This window comes from Aureliella helgolandensis (assembly GCF_007752135.1).
GTDB classification, from domain to species: domain Bacteria; phylum Planctomycetota; class Planctomycetia; order Pirellulales; family Pirellulaceae; genus Aureliella; species Aureliella helgolandensis.
The window spans coordinates 4,150,000-4,172,030 of sequence record NZ_CP036298.1; the positions used below are offsets into that span (position 1 = coordinate 4,150,000).

The 22,031-nt window shown below is 55.0% G+C and carries 15 protein-coding genes; 13 read left to right on the plus strand and 2 right to left on the minus strand.

The window, feature by feature from the left end; all coding sequences use genetic code 11:
* The first annotated feature begins 110 nt into the window (after positions 1-110).
* The 11 genes from Q31a_RS14790 to gluQRS all read left to right on the plus strand — a co-directional run bounded on the left by Q31a_RS14790 (position 111) and on the right by gluQRS (position 16,384).
* Complete coding sequence (locus Q31a_RS14790) at positions 111-824, plus strand: hypothetical protein (RefSeq protein WP_145079217.1); 714 nt, start codon at positions 111-113, stop codon at positions 822-824.
* Positions 818-1,954, plus strand: a complete 1,137-nt coding sequence (locus tag Q31a_RS14795; RefSeq protein WP_231691209.1) for a squalene--hopene cyclase — start codon at positions 818-820, stop codon at positions 1,952-1,954. Before Q31a_RS14790 ends, Q31a_RS14795 begins: the two co-directional genes overlap by 7 nt.
* Positions 1,955-1,972: 18 nt before the next feature.
* Complete coding sequence (locus Q31a_RS14800; protein WP_145079220.1) at positions 1,973-5,002, plus strand: redoxin domain-containing protein; 3,030 nt, start codon at positions 1,973-1,975, stop codon at positions 5,000-5,002.
* A 171-nt stretch (positions 5,003-5,173) separates the two neighbouring features.
* On the plus strand, positions 5,174-6,160 hold the full coding sequence (locus Q31a_RS14805; protein ID WP_145079223.1) for a PstS family phosphate ABC transporter substrate-binding protein: 987 nt from the start codon (positions 5,174-5,176) through the stop codon (positions 6,158-6,160).
* 3 nt (positions 6,161-6,163) lie between these two features.
* Positions 6,164-8,875, plus strand: a complete 2,712-nt coding sequence (locus Q31a_RS14810; protein ID WP_145079226.1) for a hypothetical protein — start codon at positions 6,164-6,166, stop codon at positions 8,873-8,875.
* The gene (locus Q31a_RS30850) at positions 8,872-11,724 is read left to right on the plus strand and encodes a phosphate ABC transporter permease PstA (protein WP_231691210.1); all 2,853 of its coding nucleotides are present in this window, start codon (positions 8,872-8,874) and stop codon (positions 11,722-11,724) included. The genes Q31a_RS14810 and Q31a_RS30850 overlap by 4 nt, the downstream gene beginning before the upstream one ends.
* Positions 11,725-11,760: 36 nt before the next feature.
* Positions 11,761-12,609, plus strand: a complete 849-nt coding sequence (gene pstB / locus Q31a_RS14820; protein WP_145079230.1) for a phosphate ABC transporter ATP-binding protein PstB — start codon at positions 11,761-11,763, stop codon at positions 12,607-12,609.
* Positions 12,610-13,178: 569 nt separating this feature from the next.
* Positions 13,179-13,844: a class I SAM-dependent methyltransferase gene (locus tag Q31a_RS14825; RefSeq protein ID WP_145079234.1), complete on the plus strand. Its 666-nt coding sequence runs from the start codon at positions 13,179-13,181 to the stop codon at positions 13,842-13,844.
* Between the two features lie 157 nt (positions 13,845-14,001).
* Entirely contained in the window at positions 14,002-14,796 is a 795-nt protein-coding gene (locus Q31a_RS14830; protein ID WP_145079237.1) for a thymidylate synthase, read from the plus strand.
* A gap of 2 nt (positions 14,797-14,798) precedes the next feature.
* Positions 14,799-15,329 carry a dihydrofolate reductase gene (locus Q31a_RS14835; protein ID WP_145079240.1) on the plus strand — a complete coding sequence of 177 codons (531 nt, stop codon included), beginning with the start codon at positions 14,799-14,801 and terminating at the stop codon, positions 15,327-15,329.
* Positions 15,302-16,384: a tRNA glutamyl-Q(34) synthetase GluQRS gene (gene gluQRS, locus Q31a_RS14840; RefSeq protein WP_145079243.1), complete on the plus strand. Its 1,083-nt coding sequence runs from the start codon at positions 15,302-15,304 to the stop codon at positions 16,382-16,384. The genes Q31a_RS14835 and gluQRS overlap by 28 nt, the downstream gene beginning before the upstream one ends.
* A 28-nt stretch (positions 16,385-16,412) precedes the next feature.
* Here the strand turns inward: gluQRS and Q31a_RS14845 are convergent, their stop codons facing one another.
* Entirely contained in the window at positions 16,413-17,075 is a 663-nt protein-coding gene (locus tag Q31a_RS14845) for an RsmD family RNA methyltransferase (protein ID WP_145079246.1), read from the minus strand.
* Positions 17,076-17,415: 340 nt separating this feature from the next.
* Between Q31a_RS14845 and Q31a_RS14850 the strand changes: the two genes are divergently transcribed.
* Together Q31a_RS14850 and Q31a_RS14855 are read left to right on the plus strand one after the other, a co-directional pair.
* The gene (locus Q31a_RS14850; RefSeq protein WP_145079263.1) at positions 17,416-18,651 is read left to right on the plus strand and encodes a peptidylprolyl isomerase; all 1,236 of its coding nucleotides are present in this window, start codon (positions 17,416-17,418) and stop codon (positions 18,649-18,651) included.
* A 55-nt stretch (positions 18,652-18,706) separates the two neighbouring features.
* Positions 18,707-19,723, plus strand: a complete 1,017-nt coding sequence (locus Q31a_RS14855; protein WP_145079266.1) for an extracellular solute-binding protein — start codon at positions 18,707-18,709, stop codon at positions 19,721-19,723.
* A gap of 437 nt (positions 19,724-20,160) precedes the next feature.
* On the opposite strand, the gene lepA is transcribed toward Q31a_RS14855, so the two are convergent.
* A complete protein-coding gene (gene lepA / locus Q31a_RS14860; RefSeq protein ID WP_315851666.1) occupies positions 20,161-21,972 on the minus strand; it encodes a translation elongation factor 4 in 1,812 nt (603 codons plus the stop codon).
* Between the last annotated feature and the right edge of the window lie 59 nt (positions 21,973-22,031).

Below are 22,031 nucleotides of genomic sequence, written 5' to 3' on the forward strand. Positions count from 1 at the left end.
GCAACCGGCCTGCAACTCTCGGTGTCTTTCTCATCAACTCTGCAACTAGGTGTTTTGTGAACTCCAAATTCCTGCTTCGAATGCTACTAGGTTGGTGGGGCTGTGTATGCATGCCTGCTACCTGTCTACAGGCATTTCAGGTCGGCCTATTTGGGCGGGCAGAACCGGATCTAGTCGCGACGTATGTCTTTAATGGCAGAGATGAAGCAACCTTTCGGGCAGATTTGCAACGGCAAGGCGCCGTCCAGCTCCAGCGTTTGCAGACGGTAGTTGAGCTGACCGACCAACAAACCCAGAAACTGGAATTGGCAATCAAGGGGGATGTTACTCGATTCTTTCGAGATGTAGGGGAGGTCCGTGAACAAACCCAAGGGGTTAACCAGAACGATCAGGCTGCCATGCAGCAAGTTTGGCAGTGGGTCATGCCATTGCGTGAACGATCGATGCGAGGCTTGATCGATGAGGATTCGCTCTACCAACGCATGCTGGAAACGACGCTCAACGAGTCGCAATGGGCTCTCTACGTGGCGTATCGAGAGCGGCGGCGTACCGCCGAAGCACATGCGATCATTCTCTATACGGTGTCCGAGTTAGATCGCCTGCTTCCCCTGATGCACAAACAGCGTCAAGCGTTAGTGGAACTGTTGCTAGAGCAACCCTTTCCACGCAAGTTCCGTCCCGAGCAAAAAGCTTACGTGGGATTTCTTGTGCTGGGACGAGTCGATTCGACTCGCTTTGAGCAAGTTTTGGATCAGAATCAGAGCAAGGCCGTGGAGCGCATCGTGGCTGGGTATAAGAATTTCGCCGGAGGGCTTAAGTGGTAGAAATAGTTCAAGCTGGAAATCCGTCATCAGCTCCAGCACAGCACTTGAGCTGGAAGCTAAGAGGCGTGTGGCAACGCCGTGGTGCAGGCAATGGAGTGTGGGGGATGCTGGCGACGTGGGTGATCCTGGGGATCATTAACGGCACCGGTTTCGCGCAAGCTCCCGCAACTGCAATGGGCGATGTCGTTCCACGTGATGTCCGTGAAATTTACGATCGCGGCCTGCAGTATTTGATGGAGACTCAGAGCCCTGGAGGGGATTGGACGGATAGCTATTCGGGCCCTGGGACGACGGGCTTGGCCCTAATGACGTTCCTGGCCTCTGGCGAAGACCCAAATTTCGGAACTTACTCAGTCCCGATTCGCAAAGCAATTCGGTCGATGATTCGCGCTCAGAATGGTGCAACTGGCTACATGGGGGATAGCATGTACCAGCACGGATTCGCCACTCTGGCGTTGGCGGAGGCCTATGGAGCGATCGATGAAACCGACCTGTGGGAGAGCGGGCAACCGCAAGCTGGCAAAGAACGCTCTATTGGTGAAGCGTTGGAATTGGCCGTGCGTTGTTCGGTCACTTCGCAAGAACGCAATCCGCACAGCGCCTGGCGGTATTCTCCCGGAGCTCGCGATGCAGACACCTCCGTCAGTGGTGCGGTGTTGATGGGGCTGTTGGCAGCTAGAAATTGCGGGATTGAAGTCCCCGACAAGTCCATTGATAGTTCGATCAAGTATTTTACCTCGCTCACCGGCGATAGTGGTGCGGTGGGATACTCCGGAGGACTGGGTGGGTTCGGACAATCGATTGCCCGCTCCTCGATTGCCTGCTTGGTTTACAGCATCTCCAAACGCAAAGATTTGCCGCAATATGAGGCAACCAAGAAATATGTTGTCTCCAACATGAACGAGCAGTCGCATTACGAGGAGTACGCGCGGTACTACGAGGCTCAGGCCTTGTTTCAAGCCAATCTTGAGGACTGGGAGAAATGGAATCGCTCCTTGATTCGCAAGCTCAAAGAAACCCAAAACGACGATGGCAGCTTTAACGGACAATTCGGTGGCTCCACGACCACATCGCTCAATCTGCTGTCGTTAGCCCTAAATTATCGCTTCCTACCCGTTTACGAGCGTTAGAAAACGAGTCTCTATACCATGCGCAATTTCGGTGCACTGAATGCATTGCGAACCACCTTCAATCTTTGCTTCGGTACTCTGCTGCTGTCGTCGTGCTGCATTGCGGCTGATGCTGACCAACGCATCCGATTGAAAGACGGGAGCTTTTCTACCGGCCGGTTAACTCCGTCGGAGATCCCTGGAACCATCGGCTGGCACGCCGATGGATTTGAGGGATCGTTTTCCTTTGATCTGAATGCCGTTCGCTCGATCTCTTCGGTACTTCCCACTGCGACATTTCCCCCAGCGGATACGGTCACGACTGATTCGTCTGAGCTCCTGTTCGAGCTAGAGGATGGGGCGATGTTGGTCGGCACGCTCGTTGCGATGGATAGTGAGTGGGTGCAGATTGATTCCAAATTGGCAGGACGCTTGCGGCTTTCACGAGATCAAGTGCTGACGATGGTGGATGGCGGTTACGCTGGCCAAGTTGTTTATTCTGGGCCCGTGGATGACGAACGCTGGATTCCAATTAGCGATGCGCTGCATTGGGAGTTTCAAGCCGGAACGCTTGTTGCCAAGCAGCAGAGGGCCACGATAGTCGGGGATGTAGGGCTGCCCGCGAAATCTCAGATTAGCCTGACGCTGAGCTGGCGAGGTGTGCCCGATTTCGTCATTTCTTTAGGCACTCTAGCCACCAATAAAGTATCGGCCGTGGATGAAGTCCCCTCTGCTGCACGGTTGGAAATCTGGGACCAAGAATTGGTGCTGGTGCGGGAGATCGATGGCGCTGCGGATATCGCGATGCTGATGAATCTCAGTGGACTCAACCAACGCGTTACTCTGACCGTCTATTTAGATCAATTAGCGGGGCGAGTCGTCGTCTGCGATGCTCACGGGCGCCCGTTGCAGGAATTGTCGCTCGCTACGGAGAATCCTTCCATTCGATCCTCGATCCACATTTCCAATACTGGGCCAGGCATGGCCGTCGAACGACTCGAGGTGCGAAATTGGGATGGTATCACTACGACTAGCGGCGAGGGGAGGGGGCAAGTTGTCTTAGAGGAGGATGGGCGAACTTTGCCCGCCGAAGTCAGCGGATTTGATGCCGCAAATCAAGAAGTGGTACTGCTGCACCAGGATGGCACAGAATCCTCGGTGCCATTAGCTGAGATCCGCCGCGCGGACATTCGTGCGGTCGCATCCCTGAAGAATGCCGCTACCTCGCAAGAGGCATTGAACGCAGTAGATTTTCCACCCCCGGTTATCCAACCTCCGCCGCTGGGTAGTGTCGCAGCGACCGAAGGCGCTCGTGAGCTGGCATCTGCCGACAAAGAAAGTTCGACGCAGGCCGCGGAACACCCTCCAAAGCAGGAGACCGAATTGCCGGAGGTGGAGGTGATCCTGTCCGATCGAAGCCGCTTGCATGGCCAGTGGCTACCGGCGATCGACGGACGCGCGCGATTTCAAGCAGTAGGGATCGCGGAGGTGTTGGCGATGGATATTTCAGCCGTCTATGGTTTGATCGGTACCAATGACCGACATTCCTACGATTTGACTGCACACAAGAACGGGACATTGAAGCTGCGTGAATCGCAGCTGGCTGGATACCTCGAAGAGGAGAACGACCAAGCGTCGCATCGCGCGGTGCGATGGCATCCCCATGGAAGTCGCGAAGGATGCAGCGTCACCCAGGATGCCAATGGTGCGATTGTCTATCGCGCTCCGCTACCCAAATTAGATGGCGATTTCCAGAAGGTAAGGCGTGCTCAGCCCACGGTTTTAAAGGGAATTCAAATGTTCCTCGGGGGCAGGGGGCCAACCGGGCTGCCAGACTCAGATCTGGTCGCGACAGAATCAGGGAGCGAGCGTACGCCTCGTGAAATTTCCTTCAGATCGGGAGACGCCATCAACGCAGTGATCGAGAGCATTGACGAGTCTGGGGTAACCTTCTCTTCGGCACAAACGAACACCACATTTGCAACGCATTCCCAAATGCAACACGCTTGGATAAATGCTAATACCCAAAGCAAACTGGCCACACCCGAAAAACTGCAGAGATTGATGACCGTTCCTCGGTCGATGAAGCAAGACCCTCCAACCCATTTGTTGGTATCCAACTCTGGCGACTACTTGCGTGGACGTTTGCTGTCCTTGGACGAGAGTAAGTTGACGGTAGAAGTACGCCTGTCCATTCTGGAGCTGCCGGTCTCCGAAGTGGCTCAGATTATTTGGCTGCACGATCGCGACTGGGATAACGCGCCGCAGGCGAAGACCGGTGCGGCGGAGGAGTCGTCTGGCGAAACGGCGGAAGTAGCGAACGCGACGTCCGAGTCTTCGGATGCGGCAACAGGCCCATCGGAGGACAAGCGTTTTCGGGTGCATGCCATCCGCTCAAGCGATCGCGGCCTGACGTTCGTTCCCACCGGCGTGAGCTCGAATTCATTGCATGGCGACAGTGACTTGTTGGGAGAATGCAAAGTCCGGATTCAAGACGTCCATCAGTTGTTATTCGGAACCGACATTACCGAAGCGATTCGTGAGTTTCGCGACGATCCTTGGACGCTGTCGCTGGCGCAGTATCCTCGTGCTTTCTTGGAAGACGGGGAGACCGGCGGAAATTCTGTGGGAGAGCTCTCACCGCTGGTGGGAGAGCTGGCACCCGATTTCGGCTTGGATACCCTGGCGGGGGAGTCCTTCAGGCTCAGTAAACATCGCGACCGTATTGTCGTCCTCGACTTTTGGGCAAGCTGGTGTGGACCTTGCGTGCAGTCCATGCCGCTGGTCGAAGCCGCGGTAGCAGAGTTCGGTGCAGACCAAGTGGAATTGGTAGCTGTCAATATTCAGGAGACCCCCGCGCGCATTCAGGCAGCTGTAGAGCGACTGGGGTTGTCCGCTACCGTTTTGCTGGACGTCGATGGTCAGGTCGCGGCCGCTTACCAGGCCCAAGCCATTCCGCAAACCGTCGTGATCGATCGCGAGGGAAAGGTCACGCATCTGTTCGTGGGAGGGGGCTCTCGCTTCATTGTCCAGTTCAAGGCGGCGCTGGAGTCCGTCCTACCCCAGTAGTGGGCGTCCTCGGATTCCGCCAGCGTAAGACTGATACGTCCGTCGATTGAGCAAGGCATGGGCTGCCCTATCGGATTCACCAATTCTTAATACACTTGGGTTGTTGAAAAGAGTGCCCCCATGGGATCCTTGAAAGGATGATAGCACTTCCTACAATCCAAGAGTCAAAAAATGGCCCGGACCGTTCTTTTGGGACTTTGCCTGCTCGCGATGAGCTCTCTATCGAGCTCGGCATTCTCTCAAGTTGCACTCGACCCCATGTTGCCCGTATACCAACCGATCAGCGGGATCTCTGGTGGCGTATTGGAGTCCGTGGGATCGGACACGATGAATCGGATGCTGACCCTTTGGGCCGAGGAATTTAAGCGATTCTACCCAGGAGTTCGTCCCTCCGTGGATGGCAAAGGATCGTCCAATGCCGTCCCAGCCCTGATTGCGGGAAAGTGCAACTTTGGACCGATGAGCCGCGATGTAAAAGACTCGGAACGGCGTGCCTTCAGAGCCAAATTTGGATATGAGCCAGTACTGCTGCCGACGAGCATTGACATGCTGGCAGTCTACGTGAACAAAGACAATCCCATTGAGGGTCTTGCCTTCGCGCAGATCGATGCCATCTTTTCTAGTACGCGCAAACAGGGGTTGTCCCCTAGAACAATGCGTTGGAGCCAACTGGCTCCTTCCGTCAGTGCGGATATTTCCTGCTATGGCCGCAATGCAGCGAGCGGAACCTACGGCTATTTTAAAGAGGTAGTGTTGGCTGGTGGCGACTACGGCAATTGGGTCAATGAATTGCCGGGCTCCGCGGGCGTGGTTCAATCTGTCGGTAAGAATGTTGGCGGAATCGGGTACAGTGGCATCGGCTACCAAACTGCCGATGTAAGGGCTCTCAAGATCGCCAATGAACCAGGTGGAGAGCTCATTGAAGCGACTCCGCGCGATGCCTATTCGGGCAGATACCCCCTGGCACGTTTCCTCTATTTAGCGGTGAACTACGATCCTACTCTGCCACTCGACCCAATGCGTCGAGAGTTTTTGAAGTACGTCTTCAGCCGACAGGGGCAAATGCAGGTTGTGAAGGACGGCTACTTGCCGCTCACGGCCGAAATGGCGCGAGACGCTCTGCGGACCGTAGGCATCGAAACTCTAAGCCAGGATTGATGCGTGCCGCACAAAGCCTACTCGAGACAGCGCAAACGCAAGCACACGCCTTGGAGCGTACGATTGGGCGATGCGGTTTTCTCGCGCGCGATTGCGGTAGGCGGTGTAGGCACCATTGTCGCAATCTTGTTAGTCGTGGTGGTATTACTTACGACAGCACTGCCATTGCTGAAGGCCCCGGCATTTGCTCCTTGGCATGCAATTGATTGCGCGGACTACCGCCAAGTTGGCGTGGACGACAGTGGTACCTTAATGTGGGGCCTGACCGAGCAAGGAGTGGTCGAAGTCCGAGAGACGTTCTACTCGGACCTCCTGGCCCGCTACCCTCTGCCGTTAACTGAAGAGCTGAAACCGTCTGATGAAAGTGGTACCAACGATCCGGTGGGGTCAGAGAACCCTGTCGTCAGAGTCACTTGTTCCAACGTTTCCATCGACCAGAGATCGGTAGTGGTCGGTTTGAGCAATGGTCTGGTTCACATCGCTGAACTCGAATTTGAAACGAGTTTACTGACGATGGAAGAAACGCTCGTCGATATCGAGCTATCGGATGAGATTCCGTATCAAGTCTCGGAGGCATCGGTCTACGAGCGATTTGGTAATTCTGCGGTTCGGCGAACTCGATTGAAGCCTGTCGTATGGTCGAAGCCGATCGGTGTTAGTGCAAGCTCTGAGAACAATCTTACGGACAAGGCATCCAGCGATAGGGCGGTGTTGGCCGTCGACTTTTTGCCCGACCAATCGGCAAGTCGTCTTTCCAATACCAGAACCTCACGGATCATCGCCCTTGCGCAAAATGAACTGGTGTTGGCCACACTTAACGCTCGCACAAACGCTTTGACACGTGAGCTTACCGAATCAGTCTGGTTGGCGCGCTGTCCCTGCCAGCCACGGTCTGTTTCTGGGACACCGCTGGCGCTGGCGGGGCTCAATGGTGGAAAGCAGATTGTCGTCGCTTGGCCCAACGGAACGCTTGACCGCTATTCGTTGCACGATCAGCAATTGAAGTTTAGGGAGAGCCAAAGCGCATTGCTGGGGGAGGAGTCCCTGAGTTGCGTAAGTCCATTGCTGGGGCGAGAGACTCTTTTAGGAGGAACCACCGACGGACACTTGCAGGGCTGGATGATCGCTCGGCAATCCCAGGAATCTTCCACTGCCGTCCAACCCGCAGCGGACGGCTATCATCTAGTGATGACGCAAAACATTGCAGTAGGAACCGAGCCAATTCTCGCCATTACGAGCAGTCTGCAGACGCATGTCGCGGTTACCGCTGATGCTTCAGGAGTAGCCGCCCTGACCTACGTTCCCACGGGGCATCTCCTGGGAACTCAGCAAATGCCCCTGCAGAATGCTTGGGAGCACTTGGCCGTGAACCGCGATGGTAATCTTCTGTTGGCAACCACCCGCGATCACGCTGCTTTGGCTGAATTTGATGTTGGCTACCCTGAAGCTTCGTGGATGAGCTATTTCGGAAAAGTCTGGTACGAGGGATATGCAAGCCCCAAGTACATTTGGCAATCGTCGGCAGCGACCGAGCGATCTGAAATTAAACTAAGCTTGGTGCCACTGCTGTTTGGCACGCTCAAAGCCACCTTCTATGCCATGCTGATCAGTGTCCCGTTAGCCCTGTTGGGAGCTATCTACACGAGTGAGTTCCTTGCACCCAGCATGCGCACCCGAATCAAGCCGCTCGTGGAACTGATGGCAAGTTTACCCAGCGTAGTATTGGGGTATGTAGCCGCACTCGTGGTGGCGCCGTACATGGAATCGCATCTTATGGCGGTGCTGACCTGCCTTCTGCTGATTCCTGCAACCTTTGTGCTCGCTGGACATTGTTGGAACCTATTGCCGGTGGAGCGAATAGTGCGTTGGCAGGGACAGCGGCTTGGATGGATGTTTCTGGCCTTGCCAGTAGCCATTCTTCTTAGTTTTTGGTTGGCTGGCCCGATCGAAAATCGTTTGTTTGGCGGAAGTCTCTTGCATTGGTTGACTGGGCGGCAGGGAAACGCCATTGGTGGTTGGATGTTAATCTTAGTCCCAGCCTTTAGTCTGCTTACGGTAATCATGGTCTCGGGGCCGCTGACGGAGTGGACGCGAAAAATCGCAATTCGGATGTCTCCCAAGTCCTTCGCTCTACTGGCGTTATTGCGTCTGTTTGCACTGAGTGCGCTGATCGGGTTGATGGCCTGGACCTGCGCAGCGGTGTTTGATTGGCTCGGCCTCGATCTGCGCGGATATCTCTTTGATAATTATCAGGACAAGAATGCCCTATTAGTGGGTGCTGCTTTGGGCTTCTGTGTGATTCCAATTATCTACACTCTTGCTGAGGACGCGTTGCGAGCGGTACCTCAGCAGCTGCGGAGTGCTTCCTTCGGATGCGGCGCAACGCCCTGGCAAACGACCATTCGCGTGGTTTTGCCTAGCGCCGTCAGCGGCCTCTTCAGTGCAGTGATGATCGGTTTGGGAAGAGCCATTGGGGAAACCATGATCGTGCTGTGTGCAGCCGGGAATACTCCTCTCATGGAATGGAATCCTTTCAATGGTTTTAAGGCGTTGAGTGCGGCGTTGGCTACCGAACTTCCCGAAGCAGCCAAAGGCAGCACCCACTTTCGGACTCTGTTTCTCGCAGCATTGCTTCTCTTTGCGCTCACGTTCTTTGCGAATACTTTGGCTGAAGTCGTCCGCATTCGGTATCGTAAACGGTCGAGTCAGCTATGAGTGAACTTCGAGATACACGCGCCAGCGAGCAGGTCAAGGTGCTACGAGCACGCCAGCGCGAACGCCATAACAGTTCACTTCAGAGTGGCTATTCACTCATGGCACGCGGCGAACCCCAGATATGGTTTACGGGCGGAATGCTGGTCGTCTGTATCGCCATGATTCTTGGCCTACTTACACTGATCCTGGTGCGGGGGCTGCCTACCTTTTGGCCCACTCCGGTAAATTGGCTAGTTCTCAATGATGGAACGCAAGAGATAGGGCAATGGCAGAGTATCCGACAGGTCCCTACAACGGTTGCGACTCCGGAACCGTCTTCAGGCTCTTCATTGATTGCGGACGCTGGCCGTACGGAGAGTTTTGCAGAGAACCGCTTGGAGCCCACTGAGCAGCCGGGGACGCAGTATTATTATCGCACTGGAAACTTCGATCTTACGCAGCGGCATTTCCGTTGGTTGGATGAACAGGAGTTGACTTCGGCGGGGATAACCACTCCGCGTTGGGCGCTGGTGGTAGAGCGGCAAGCATGGGGGCGACTGTACGGTCTACCGCTGCAGTTCATCAGGCGGGTGCCGCTCGCGCAAGACGCATCTGTCCAGGATCCACTGAAGATTTTGCTGCACGCTTTAGTGTTGTCTGAAAAATTTTCTTCAGGACTGGAGGATCCCGCCCTTGAGCGCCAGCGTTTGGCTTGCTTGCAGGAACTGCAGTTCGAACAAGCCAAACGCTTGGACGCTGAGTTGCGGGATTCGATCCGCCAGACCTTGGTGAGTCACCAACCCTCAAGTGCATTTCGCTTGCAAATTCTGCGTGGAGACACAGAAGAGTGGCAGCCGCTGGACTCCGATTGGGCCCAACAAAGTGAGGCTTTGGTGCCGCGACCACAGGGGATGCTTCTTACGGATGCCCGCGTTGTCGTTCAGTCGAGTTTCTTTTTATTGGAAACGCTTCAGGAGGCACTAGCAGAGCTCAAGTTGCAAGGTGCGAAAGTGCAAAGGCTGAAGAGGCAGATCAGTCGTGTGGATGCCGATGTTTCGCGGCTAAGGCTCGAAGTTCGACGCGCCGAGCTTCGTGCCGAGGAGAAATTCCTTCCGCCGTTCGAGACCCTGCATCCCATTTTGGAGCGGCAGATTGAACTCCAACAATGCCTGCAGCAGTTGCAGCAGTTGCAGGAAACGCCGGATCGCCCTTTGCTTGCTCAACTCAACGACAGGTTGGTGCCGCTGGTACAGCAAGTGACCGACCAGATTTTACCCAAGGAACAGAAAATCCTGGAAGGTGAGTTGCTGATTTGGCTCCAGCCAGTCAAAACGCAATCGGCGCTGATTCGTGACGCCGTTGAGCGATACTTGACGGGCTATCGTCAGGCAATTGTCGCCAAGACTGCGTTGCAAAGGGAGCTGCATGCTATCGAACGGAGTGGGCCGTTGGTCGCGTTAGATCTAGCCGTTCCCAATTCGCCCACCTTGCTGGAAGGATTAGCGGCCGTGGATGCTACCGCGCTTCGCGACGGCAATCTGACCCAGCCGATGCGCGATGCACTGCGGACTCAGTCAGTCATCACCGAGGCAGCCAGCGATGCGGTTGATGTGGAGCAATTGTCCGACAGCTCGAGTCTTATCCAGTTCAATGATACCGCCGGTGAGCGTTATGCGATGACTGCGATTCAGGTCACGGGAGAGGGAACACCGGCGACCACCCAAGTCAGTCTCTTGCAGCGAAAGACCATCGGCGGAAAAGAAATCGTTCGCGCTGTCGCTGTCAGCCGTCTTGGTTTGGCGGGCAAGTTTTCTGTCTATCTTGACCGCTGGAGAGAATTTCTGTGGGAGATGCCGCGCGAAGCAAATTCAGAGGGAGGAGTGTTCCCTGCGATTTGGGGAACCATTGTAATGACCTTAATCATGACGATTGCCGTGGTTCCCTTTGGCGTGATGGCGGCGTTATTTCTCCGTGAATATGCTGGCACCGGTGTCCTGGTTTCCCTGATTCGCATTTCGATCAACAATCTAGCTGGAGTGCCTTCGATCGTATATGGAGTCTTTGGGTTTTCGTTCTTCTGCTACACGCTCGGTGCCTTTGTGGATGGCGGTGCGAAAAATGCGGATATTGTTCCGTGGCCCTCCGCAATTTGGTTCATCATGCTGGCGCTGGCCGCGGTCTTGGGGACTGCCGCATTTTTCGCCAGCTTGCTGGCCGGTGGCCCCACCTACGCTCAGCCTTGGACGAGACGGATGGTATCGCGACTTGGTTTGCTGCTGTGGCTGACCTGCCTTGGGGTATCCGCGCTCTTGATTCTCAAGAGCCCTTTCTTCGGCGGCTTCTATGCAGCCCAATTGCCTAATCCGACTTTTGGCAAAGGAGGCTTGCTGTGGGCTTCTCTGACACTGGCGCTGCTGACCTTGCCCGTGGTCATCGTTGCTACGGAAGAGGCTTTAGCGGCGGTCCCGAATTCGTTGCGCGAGGGCTCGTTGGCTTGCGGTGCGAGCCAGTGGCAGACGATACTGCGGATCGTTTTGCCCCACGCGCGCCCTGGGATTCTAACCGGCGCAATTCTAGCAATGGCGCGAGGGGCCGGAGAGGTTGCACCCTTGATGCTTGTGGGAGCACTTCCGACTGCACCAGATTTACCGCTCGACACGGAGTTCCCATTCTTGCATGGCTCCAGGAGCTTTATGCACCTTGGCTACCAAATCTACTCCCTAGGTTTTCAGAGCCAGAATAGTGAAGCGGCAGTCCCGATGGTATTTACCTGTACGTTGCTTTTGATCGCAGTTGTGGCGCTGCTGAATCTGTCGGCCATTTGGCTCCGAGCGCGTCTGAAACGACATGCTCAAGACAATCAATTTTAGCTTCTACTTTCCCTTTGATGTATTGGGACAACCTGCATGTCCGAACTCCAGCCTGCTCGTTCAAATCGCTTGACCGATATCGCAGCCGGTAAGCACGTGGACTCGGTAATTCACAATGAATTGTTGGACGTTGATGCCGCATTGGACATCAAGGACTTCAGCCTGTGGTATGGCAAAAAGCAGGCACTGCATGAGATTTCGATGTCTATCCCGCGTGGAGAAGTCACCGCATTGATCGGCCCAAGTGGTTGCGGCAAATCCACCCTCTTGCGCAGCGTCAATCGCATGAATGATTTGGTGGATGGATTAACGGTCCGGGGGGATATCTCGCTGGGAGGAGACTCGATCTTCAGCCCTGGAGTCGACGTCATTGAGCTGCGGAAACGGATGGGCATGGTCTTTCAAAAACCCAACCCGTTTCCGATGAGCATCTTTGAGAATGTGGTGTATCCGCTGAGGATTGACGGACAGCGGGACAGAAAGGTGCTCAATAGCGTTTGCGAGCAGAGCTTACGAGGAGCCGCACTGTGGGAAGAGGTGCGAAAACGACTAACCGAGAGCGGGCTAGGGCTTTCTGGCGGGCAGCAACAGCGTTTGTGCATTGCACGCGCAATTGCAAGTGAGCCTGAGGTACTACTGCTGGATGAACCTTGTTCGGCCCTCGATCCGTTAGCTACGGGAAAGATCGAAGATTTGATCGATGATCTGCGCGGAGATTACACCGTGTTGATTGTGACGCACAATATGCAACAAGCCTCTCGAATCAGTGACTACACCGCGTTTATGTATCTCGGCAGGCTGATAGAATATGGACCTACGAGCCAGATCTTCACCAAGCCGTTGGTGAGGGAAACCGAGGACTATGTAACGGGCCGCTTCGGATAATAAGCGACGGTAGTCCTGCTTAGAAGCGAAGTTGGAAGCCAATTGCAAATGGGGGATCCGTGGCTGACGGACGGTTGCGTCCTTGGAGCCAGTTTTTCCCAGAACTGAAGGCAATGTTGCAACAGTAGTAGTGGCTAGTGCGACAGTCTGGCGGCCGACGTGTTGATTGTGAATGCCATTTTTCGGGTGCGGCTGCAGGGGGAGTGCCGATAGCCAAGATGTAGCGGCGACTACCTTTCCTTGCTTACCGGGCTGTTGACTTTATAGCGTCTGGAGTTTTAACGTGAAGGCGGCATCTCTAATCGTCCTGTAGTGGCGACCACCTGTCCTTGCTGACCGGGCTGTTGAAATAGTAACCCGCCGCGTGAGCAAGGAAAGATAACCTCCGCTACAAGTCAATTAAGGCTGCTACCTCCGCATTAAAATTCAAATTGCGATTAAATCAACAGCCCTGCGCACGCGGCGGGTTACTATTTCAACAGCCCGGCGCGCGACGGGGTAGGATGGCAATATGCTGTCACTAGGGTGGAGGGCTGTTTCTGTTTTCTATTGATGGGGAATGTTTTTGCATGCTTTCACGTGTACTTGAACCGGAAGTCATGGACGACGCGAGCGAGGCTTTAGCCTATGACGAGATGGATCACGCTGGAATTAACGAGCTGTTCGTCAACGACTTTTTGAGCGCCGGTGTGGCGGGGCAGTTTGTACTCGATATCGGAACCGGAACAGCCAGGATTCCAGTCTTGCTCTGCGAGCGGGATCCGCACTGTTGTGTGATGGCGATCGACGCAGCGGTGAGTATGCTCGAGATTGCAAGACTAAATGTCGCCGTGGGGCTGATGGAGCACCGGATTCAACTTTCTCAGGGGGATTCGAAACAGCTAAGTTTCCATCCACACTTCTTTGACGCGGTGCTCTCCAATTCGGTGTTGCACCATATTCCGAAGCCCGAAGCGGCCCTCGTGGAGGCGGTCCGAGTCCTCAAACCGGGCGGACGAATCTTCATGAGGGATTTGGTGCGTCCCGACAGCGAAGCCAAGGTGGAAGCGTTGGTGCTGGAGCATGCAGCTCAAGAACCCGAAGGGAACCAGCAATTGCTGCGACAGTCGTTGTTCGCGGCTCTCACGCTGGCTGAAATACGCGAGCTGGTCGCACCGTTAGGTTTCCCAGAGTCGACGGTACAGATGACGAGCGACCGGCACTGGACATGGGATGCCAGGAAACCTGCAGAATAGTCTTAGGGGACGCGGCAGCGGTGGTGGAGAGTACGCCGATAGAGTAGCCCTGACTGCTTGCGGTTGCCAGAAGGTATTAGAATGCCTAACATTCTGGCGGCAAAGTCGTTGCCGTGTTGCGTGGGCATCTACTCGATTTCTCTGATCAGGGCTGAGCGTGAAAGACTATTTGGAGCTACTGAGACATATTCAACAGAATGGGATCGTAAAAACCGATCGCACAGGTACCGGAACACGCAGCCTGTTTGGGTATCAAATGCGATTCGACCTCTCGCAAGGCTTTCCCCTGCTAACCACCAAGAAACTGCACTTTAAGAGCATTTTGGTGGAGTTGCTGTGGTTCCTGCGAGGGGATACTAATGTCGATTTTCTGCACCAGTATCAAGTTAGTATTTGGGATGAGTGGGCCGACAGCGATGGAAATCTCGGCCCGGTGTATGGCAAGCAATGGCGCAGCTGGGAAGCTCAGGATGGGCGGGTTATCGACCAGATTCGCAATGTTGAGGAACAGATCCGATCCAACCCCGATTCGAGGCGACTAATCGTCAGTGCTTGGAATGTGGGCGATGTCGACCGAATGGCTTTGCCCCCCTGTCACCTGCTGTTTCAATTTTATGTGGCCAATGGCAAGCTGAGTTGCCAACTGTACCAACGAAGCGCGGATCTGTTTTTGGGGGTTCCATTCAATATTGCCTCCTATGCGTTGCTTACGATCATGATGGCTCGCACGACCGGCTTAGAACCGGGGGATTTCGTCCACACCTTCGGTGACGTGCACATCTACTCGAACCATCAGCAGCAGGTCGAATTGCAGTTGACTCGCGAGCCGCGACCTCTGCCACAGCTCAAAATTTCCCACCCGCGAACTTCCATTATTGATTTTGAGTATGAGGATTTCGAGCTCATCGGCTACGATCCCCATCCGCGCATCCCCGCACCGGTAGCCGTCTGAGTATGCACACGCCAATCCTACCTTCAGATTCTTCCGGTTGGACGCTCGTCGTTGGCATCGGGCGAGGCGGTATCATTGGTAACCGTGGTGCTCTTCCTTGGAGAGTTCGCAGTGACTTGCAGCGTTTCAAACGCATGACCATGGGGCACTGCCTGTTGATGGGCCGCAAGACTTACGACTCAATTGGCCGCCCCTTGCCCGGTCGACAGACCATTGTGCTCTCACGCTCGGTACAATCCAATTTACCTCAAGACGTGGCAGCGGTGAGCAATCTCAACGATGTTGCATCGCTGGTTCAGCCGCATCGCAAGGTGATGGTTGTCGGCGGAGCAGAAGTCTATCGCGCTGCCCTCAGTCGATGTGATCGCATGTGGATTACCCGCATCTGTGCCGACGTCGAAGGAGACACCGTTTTCCCCGAAATCGATTGGCATGACTGGACACTGGAGCGATCTCAAATGGTAGAGGCGGACCCGCAAGATGAATGGCCCACGGAGTTTGAGGAATGGATTCGCAAACCGGCGGCGAAGTAGTCGCGAACTCGGCTGCTACCGCAGTCGTAGGACGCTTGGCTCCGTCCCCCACGGGGGCCTTGCACTTAGGGAACGCAAGATCCTTCCTCCTAGCCTGGCTTTCGGTGCGGCAACAAGCGGGAACTCTATTGCTGCGGATCGAAGATATCGATTCTCCGCGTGTTAAGTCTTGGGCTATTCAAAGCACTATCGACGATCTGAAATGGTTGGGGCTGGATTGGGACTATGGGCCAGACCAGGGAGCGGATGTCTTTCACGCTCCACTGATCCAAACGCAGCGGATGGAACGCTACCAGGCCGTCCTCACTCAACTTCGGGAGCAGCATTGCCTCTATCCGTGTACCTGCACGCGCAGTGAAATAGCTGAGGCTGCGAGTGCGCCCCATGAATCCCAACTTGAGGGCCCCGTCTACCCTGGTACCTGTCGTCTCGACAGCTTGGGCGAGCGGGTGTCTCAAACTCTGACCGTCCCGCCAGTTGATGCCAATTTTGCCTGGCGGTGGGCCTTCGACGATGCGCCCCAGACCTGGACGGATTGCGTGCGCGGTACTGTTACAGCGCATCCAGCCTCGCAGTTGGGGGACTTCGTGATCGCCAAGGGGAATGGAACGCCCGCTTACCAGCTAGCGGTGGTGATCGATGACCACGATATGGGCGTGACAGAAGTGGTCCGCGGAGACGACTTGGTTTTCAGCACCTTTCGCCAACTTGCCATATTGAAGCAATTGGGCTGGACGGCCCCACGCTACGCACACGTTCCGCTCATCGTCGGACCCGACGGTCGTCGACTCGCCAAACGCCACGGTGACACGCGGATAGCCACGCTGAGAACGCTAGGGATAACTCCGGAAGCGATTGTGGGTTACTTGGCCTGGTCGGTTGGATTGCTCCAAGAACTCATGCCGCTGCATCCCAACGAGCTCTTGGGATGTCTCACCTGGCAATCGATAGTGTCGCAGCCAACGGTGTTTGATCTCTCCAGGGAGCTTCCCATCTTACGTCGGCTGAAGCGTGGAGGGAAACGCCCTGCGCTTGGCGACGTGGATGGAGTTTAGGTGCCGCATCGCGGTTGGAACGGTTGCCTCACTGCTTGACGCAGAGTCCGACGATTGCGGGGAGATACGTGCGGATGTCCCACTCCATACCAGGTATAGCGGCTGGTAAATCGAAGGGGACTTCGGCTTCGCAAATAAACTGGCTGCCGACCGGACTTAGATCGTAAAGCTCTTGGATGCCGGCGGCGAGACGCTCCGAATCGGAAGTCCACATGCGATACGGCGGGCAGCAGAATACGATCCAAGGCAGCTCGGGCCAGCTAGCCGTGTTCAGCGGAATACTGCGTAGCCAGCGAAGGGTGTCCACGTTGTGGACGTCGACCAGTTCCTCCAGCTGGAGATCCCGCATATTGGCCAGAATCGACGCGATGGCCGGTCTGGTCAACTCCAGGATCGTCGCTCTTTCGGCTCCTCGGCTGATCGCCTCAAAACCGAGGATACCAGTACCGCCAAAGAGATCGAGGGCTTGGGTGTTGTAGAGATAGCCTCCCAGTAGACTAAAGACCGCTTCCCGCGTTTTCTCTTTCATGGGACGAGTGGCCGGATCACCGTTGTAGGTGATTTTTCGTCCTCCCATACTTCCCGCTACGATGCGCAGTCGGGTGGGTACCAGTTTCGGTTTGACTTGCTTGGGACGACGGCTCGGGAATGTTTCGATATCGTGCGGGGTACGCGACTTTTTTCTCGCCATTTCGCTTTATCCTAAAACCGGGGTGAACAGCCTATGGTATGGAGAAGGGAGTGATAGGCGGAGGGAGGGTCGGCAGGCGGCTAGTATCAGTTAGAATAACGATTCGAACAATGGCCCGTAGCGTGCTGCGTACTCCCGTGGGCTGTGATGCACGGTCGCGAACTAAAGCGGCAAGTGCACCGTAACTATTGTGATGGGAGGGGAGTCTGCCTTCCACCCCGTTTTTCTGGAGCCAGGCCAACAAATCGTCAGGCGGAGTTTTCGAAAGCGTAGACTCCTTTTTCAATCCTATTGGCTCCCTAACAGCCCATTTCCTTTTTCAGTTTGCGTGTGAGACTCCATGAATGCTTCGAAATCCACTCTCTGGTGCGTGCTGCTACTGGTCGCCCACAATGTGACTTTCAGCACCCTTCTTCCCGGGTGGGGAAATCGGATACTCGCGCAGACCGAATCGGCTGCTCCGTCAGCGTCTACCGAGGAGATCGCACCGGATGAGTCCCCGATTGAACCGGAAAGCCCAGAGTTCCGCACGGCTTCGAAAGAGCTGCTAGAGCATTTGAAAGTGATGCGCGAAATCATTGTGCGCTATAATGTCAGCACGAATAAGCCGCAGGATGATGAGCTCCGCGAAAAATGGCTTGAATTGACACCGCGAGCACACGAGTTGCACGCCAAAATGATTGATGCAGCGTTGGCGGAGTATCTTAGCGATCCCGCCGGTAAAGCGGCCATTGCTGGAATGCTGCGGCGCTTTGTGCTTCGCAATATTGAGGTCGAACGGTACGAGGGCGTCCTAGATGTGGCGCTTGCCTTGATTGAGAATGGCGATCAGGGAGAACTGGAGAAGACCCAGGTCGTGTTAACCGCCATCGCAGTGAATCGCTATGACGTTGCACTCAATTTCGTTGAACAAATCTTGGCGTCTCTGACCAGTAAGGAACAGGCCGAGGAGAAGACGCACTACCTCCGCATGCGTGAGCGGATCGAACATATGTCAGCCAACTGGGAGCGAGAGCTCAAGTTGCGCGCTGAGGATGCTGCCGGGGAACCCTTGCCGCGCGTGCTCATTCGTACGCCCAAGGGGACGATGGAAATCGAGCTGTTTGAGAATCAGGCGCCGGGTAATGTTGCCAATTTCATCTCTTTGGTGGAACGTGGGTTTTTCGATGGTTTGCTATTCCACAAAGTGGTGGAGAAGGTTGGTATCCAGACCGGATGCCCGCTCAACGATGGTACTGGGGACGATGGTTACCACATCTACGGAGAATCTAATCGACCCGATGCACGGTCTTTCTTCCGCGGTTACCTCGGGATGGCATTGGCCGGTGGGGACATCGACACTGCCAGTACTCAGTTTTTCATCAATACGTTACCCTCCGATGTCCTGGGGGAAACCTACACTGCCTTTGGACGCGTCATCAAGGGCTTTGAGACGATGAGTGACTTGACCAAGATCAACCCTGATAGTGAAGACGAAGAGAAGAAGAATGCGGGTGCAATTCCAGACCCCATCCTATCGATTGAGGTACTCTACAAACGGGATCACGAATACGTGCCGAACAAAGTGGAGCACTAGCAATCCGTCTGCTGAGAGCGTTACAAGAACCTATTAACAATGCAGTGAGTTTGAGATGCGTTTAGTTGCAGGGCTTTGGGGGGTGATGTTGGTGTTTTCTGGCTGTGTGCAACGCAGCGAAAACGCCGTGGTTATCTATTCAGCCGCCGATCGAGAATATGCAAAGCCGATTTTGGCCGCCTTTGAACGGCGTCAGCCAGGCATGGAGCTCGCCGCCCAATACGACATCGAATCGACTAAAACCGTCGGGCTGGTCACACGCTTGGAATCCGAGGCTTCCCGTCCTCGCTGCGATGTGTTCTGGAATAACGAGATCATGCATACGCTGCGTCTGCAGAAGGCAGGGTTGCTGCAGAGTGTGCGGTGGGATGTACCTGGTAATTGGCCGCAGACCATGAAGGCCGACGACGGTACTTGGCTCGGTTTTGCCGCCAGAGCCCGCATCATTATGCTGAACCAAGACATGTTTCCGGAGGGGGTGGAACGTCCACAATCGTTTGCGGATTTAGCGTCCCCGAAGTGGCAAGGGAAATGTGCCGTGGCGCTCCCTCTGTTCGGTACAACGGCCACGCATTTCACCGTCCTTGACCAGTTGCTAGGCAAGGAACGAGCACAAGAGCTATTTGCAAACATCAAGCAAAACGCGGTGGTGCTGTCGGGCAACAAGCAGGTCGCCCAGGCTGTTTCTTCGGGGGCCGTGGCTTGGGGTATCACCGATACCGATGATGCTTTAGTCGAACTTGACGCAGGACTGCCTGTGGAAATTGTCTACCCCGACCAGGCGCCTGCGGAACTGGGAACGCTCCGGATTCCCAACACCATTGCCGTGCTCAAAGGAGCACCTCATCCGGTTGCAGCCGTCGCGCTTGCCAACTACTTGGTGTCGGAGGATACCGAGGGGCGCTTAGCGATGGGGCCGAGCGGGCAATTTCCGGTTCGCCCTGGACATCCTCAGTTGTCCCGGGCACAAGGCCCCGATACCGTGCGGTGGATGGACGCAGATTTTTCGGCAGCCGCCGGACGTTGGCCGAGTCTGTCGGATGAGCTGCGGCAGCTATTTCAAGCGGATTGAGCCGCAGCCCTACGGTCATTGATTTAATAGCAATTTGAATTTTAATGCGGAGGTAGCATCCTTAATTGACTTGTAGCGGAGGTTGTCTTTCCTTGCTCACGCGGCGGGTTACTATTTCAACAGCCCGTCACGCAGCGGGGTACTATTTCGACAGCCCGTCTAGGATTGGTGGTGGATTGCCCGCAACGTCGACTGCATATTGCCGTACCTGTTGCAACTCCACGATGGATTGCCGGTCCACAAACCAACCCCACCTACCCCAGACCGAAGACGAGGGACCCTCGGCAAATTCTTCGTCCCCTTCCCGACATCGGTTGAATCCCAGTTGGGACTAACGGGAGTGGGGCTGAGAACTCTGTCGCTATTCCACCAGCTCGGCCCGATGGACGCGGCCCCGAGTGGTGGAAGGATTGCGAAGCTCTCTGCGAGAGCGAGCACTAGTTATCCGCGCCGGTTTCCAGAATGGCCATGAATGCTTTCTGTGGGATATCCACGGAGCCGATCGATTTCATCCGCTTCTTTCCCTCTTTCTGCTTAGCCCATAGTTTTTTCTTGCGGCTGATGTCCCCACCATAGCACTTGGCGGTAACGTTCTTACGCATCGCTGGCTTCGTTTCTCGCGCGATGATGCGCGAACCGATGGCAGCTTGAACGGCCACTTCGAACATGTGCCGATCGATCTCGTCCTTGAGCTTTTTAACCACGGCGCGACCGCGACGATCAGCATCGCGACGATCACAGATCACACTCAACGCATCCACGTTATTTCCGTTCACGAGGATATCCATCCGAACTAGGTCCGCAGGCTCGTAACCGATCAACTCATAGTCCATCGTCCCATAACCACGCGTCGCACTCTTGAGTTTGTCGTGCAGATCGTAGATGACTTCCGCCAAGGGAAGATCGTAGGTGATCATGGCGCGTGTGGGGGAAATGTACTCGGTGGATTGCTGTACACCGCGTCGATCCTGCGAAAGCTTCATGACTACACCAATTTGATCGTTGGGAACCACAAAGTTGACTCTCACGATCGGCTGACGAAACTCTTCGATCTCACCGGAATCGGGAACATCTTGAGGTTTGTGCAATTCGTGCTCAACACCTCGCTTATCCAAGATGCGATAGGTCACGTTGGGAGCGGTCTGCACTAAATCGACATTGCATTCTTCCTCCAATCGCTGTTGCACAATTTCCATGTGCAGCAGGCCCAGGAAGCCGCAGCGAAATCCAAAGCCTAACGCGTCGCTTGTCTCTGCCACAAATTCAAAGCTGGGATCGTTGATACTCAGCTTCTCCAAAGCTTCGCGCAATTCTTTAAAATCTTGGCCATCACTCGGAAACAGTCCGCAGTACACCATCCGCTTAGGCTGCGCGTAGCCCTCGAGCGCTGGAGCCGCATCGGCCCCGGTGGAGACAATAGTGTCACCAATGTGCACATCTTTGAGTGATTTGATGTTGCAGATCATGTAGCCGACTTGGCCAGCGCGCAAACGCTTGGTGGGACGCCGCTTGGGGACGAATTGTCCGAGCTCGATCACTTCGTACACAGCATCCGCGCGTGCCAAACGGATCTTCTGCCCTGTTTCAACGGTGCCTGCCATTAGCCGCGTGTACGAAATGGCTCCACGAAAGTCATCGTAGTGCGAATCAAAGACCATGCCCTGCAGCGGCGCCGAAACGTTTCCGCTCGGTGGCGGAATCCGTTCAATGATTGCAGCCAAGAGTTCGTCGATGCCGATCCCAGCCTTGGCGCTGCACTTCACTACATCGTTTCCGTCGATGCCGAGCGACTGCTCCATTTCTTCGACAACCTCATCGACCCTCGCATAGGAGAGGTCAATTTTGTTGATCACGGGAATGATCGCCAGTTCGTGCTCCATCGCGGCGTAGGCATTGGCCATCGTTTGGGCCTCTACTCCCTGAAACGCGTCGACGAGCAGCAGAGCACCTTCACAGCAGGTTAGACTGCGGGAGACTTCGTATTGAAAATCGACGTGACCAGGAGTGTCGATCAAATTCAATTCATATTCTTCGCCCTTGTACATCGTTCGCAAGGTAACCGCTTTGGCTTTGATGGTAATACCACGCGAACGCTCCAGCTCCATTCCATCCAACAGCTGGGCGCGCATTTCGCGCATAGCCACGGTTCCCGTTTTTTCCAACAGGCGGTCTGCCAATGTGCTTTTACCATGATCGATATGCGCAATGATGCAAAAGTTGCGAACATGGGAAATGTCAATCTCGCTAATGTTCTGCTTACTCAGGGTAAAAGCTCCAGTGCAATAGTCAAATTTTGTATAAGGGGATA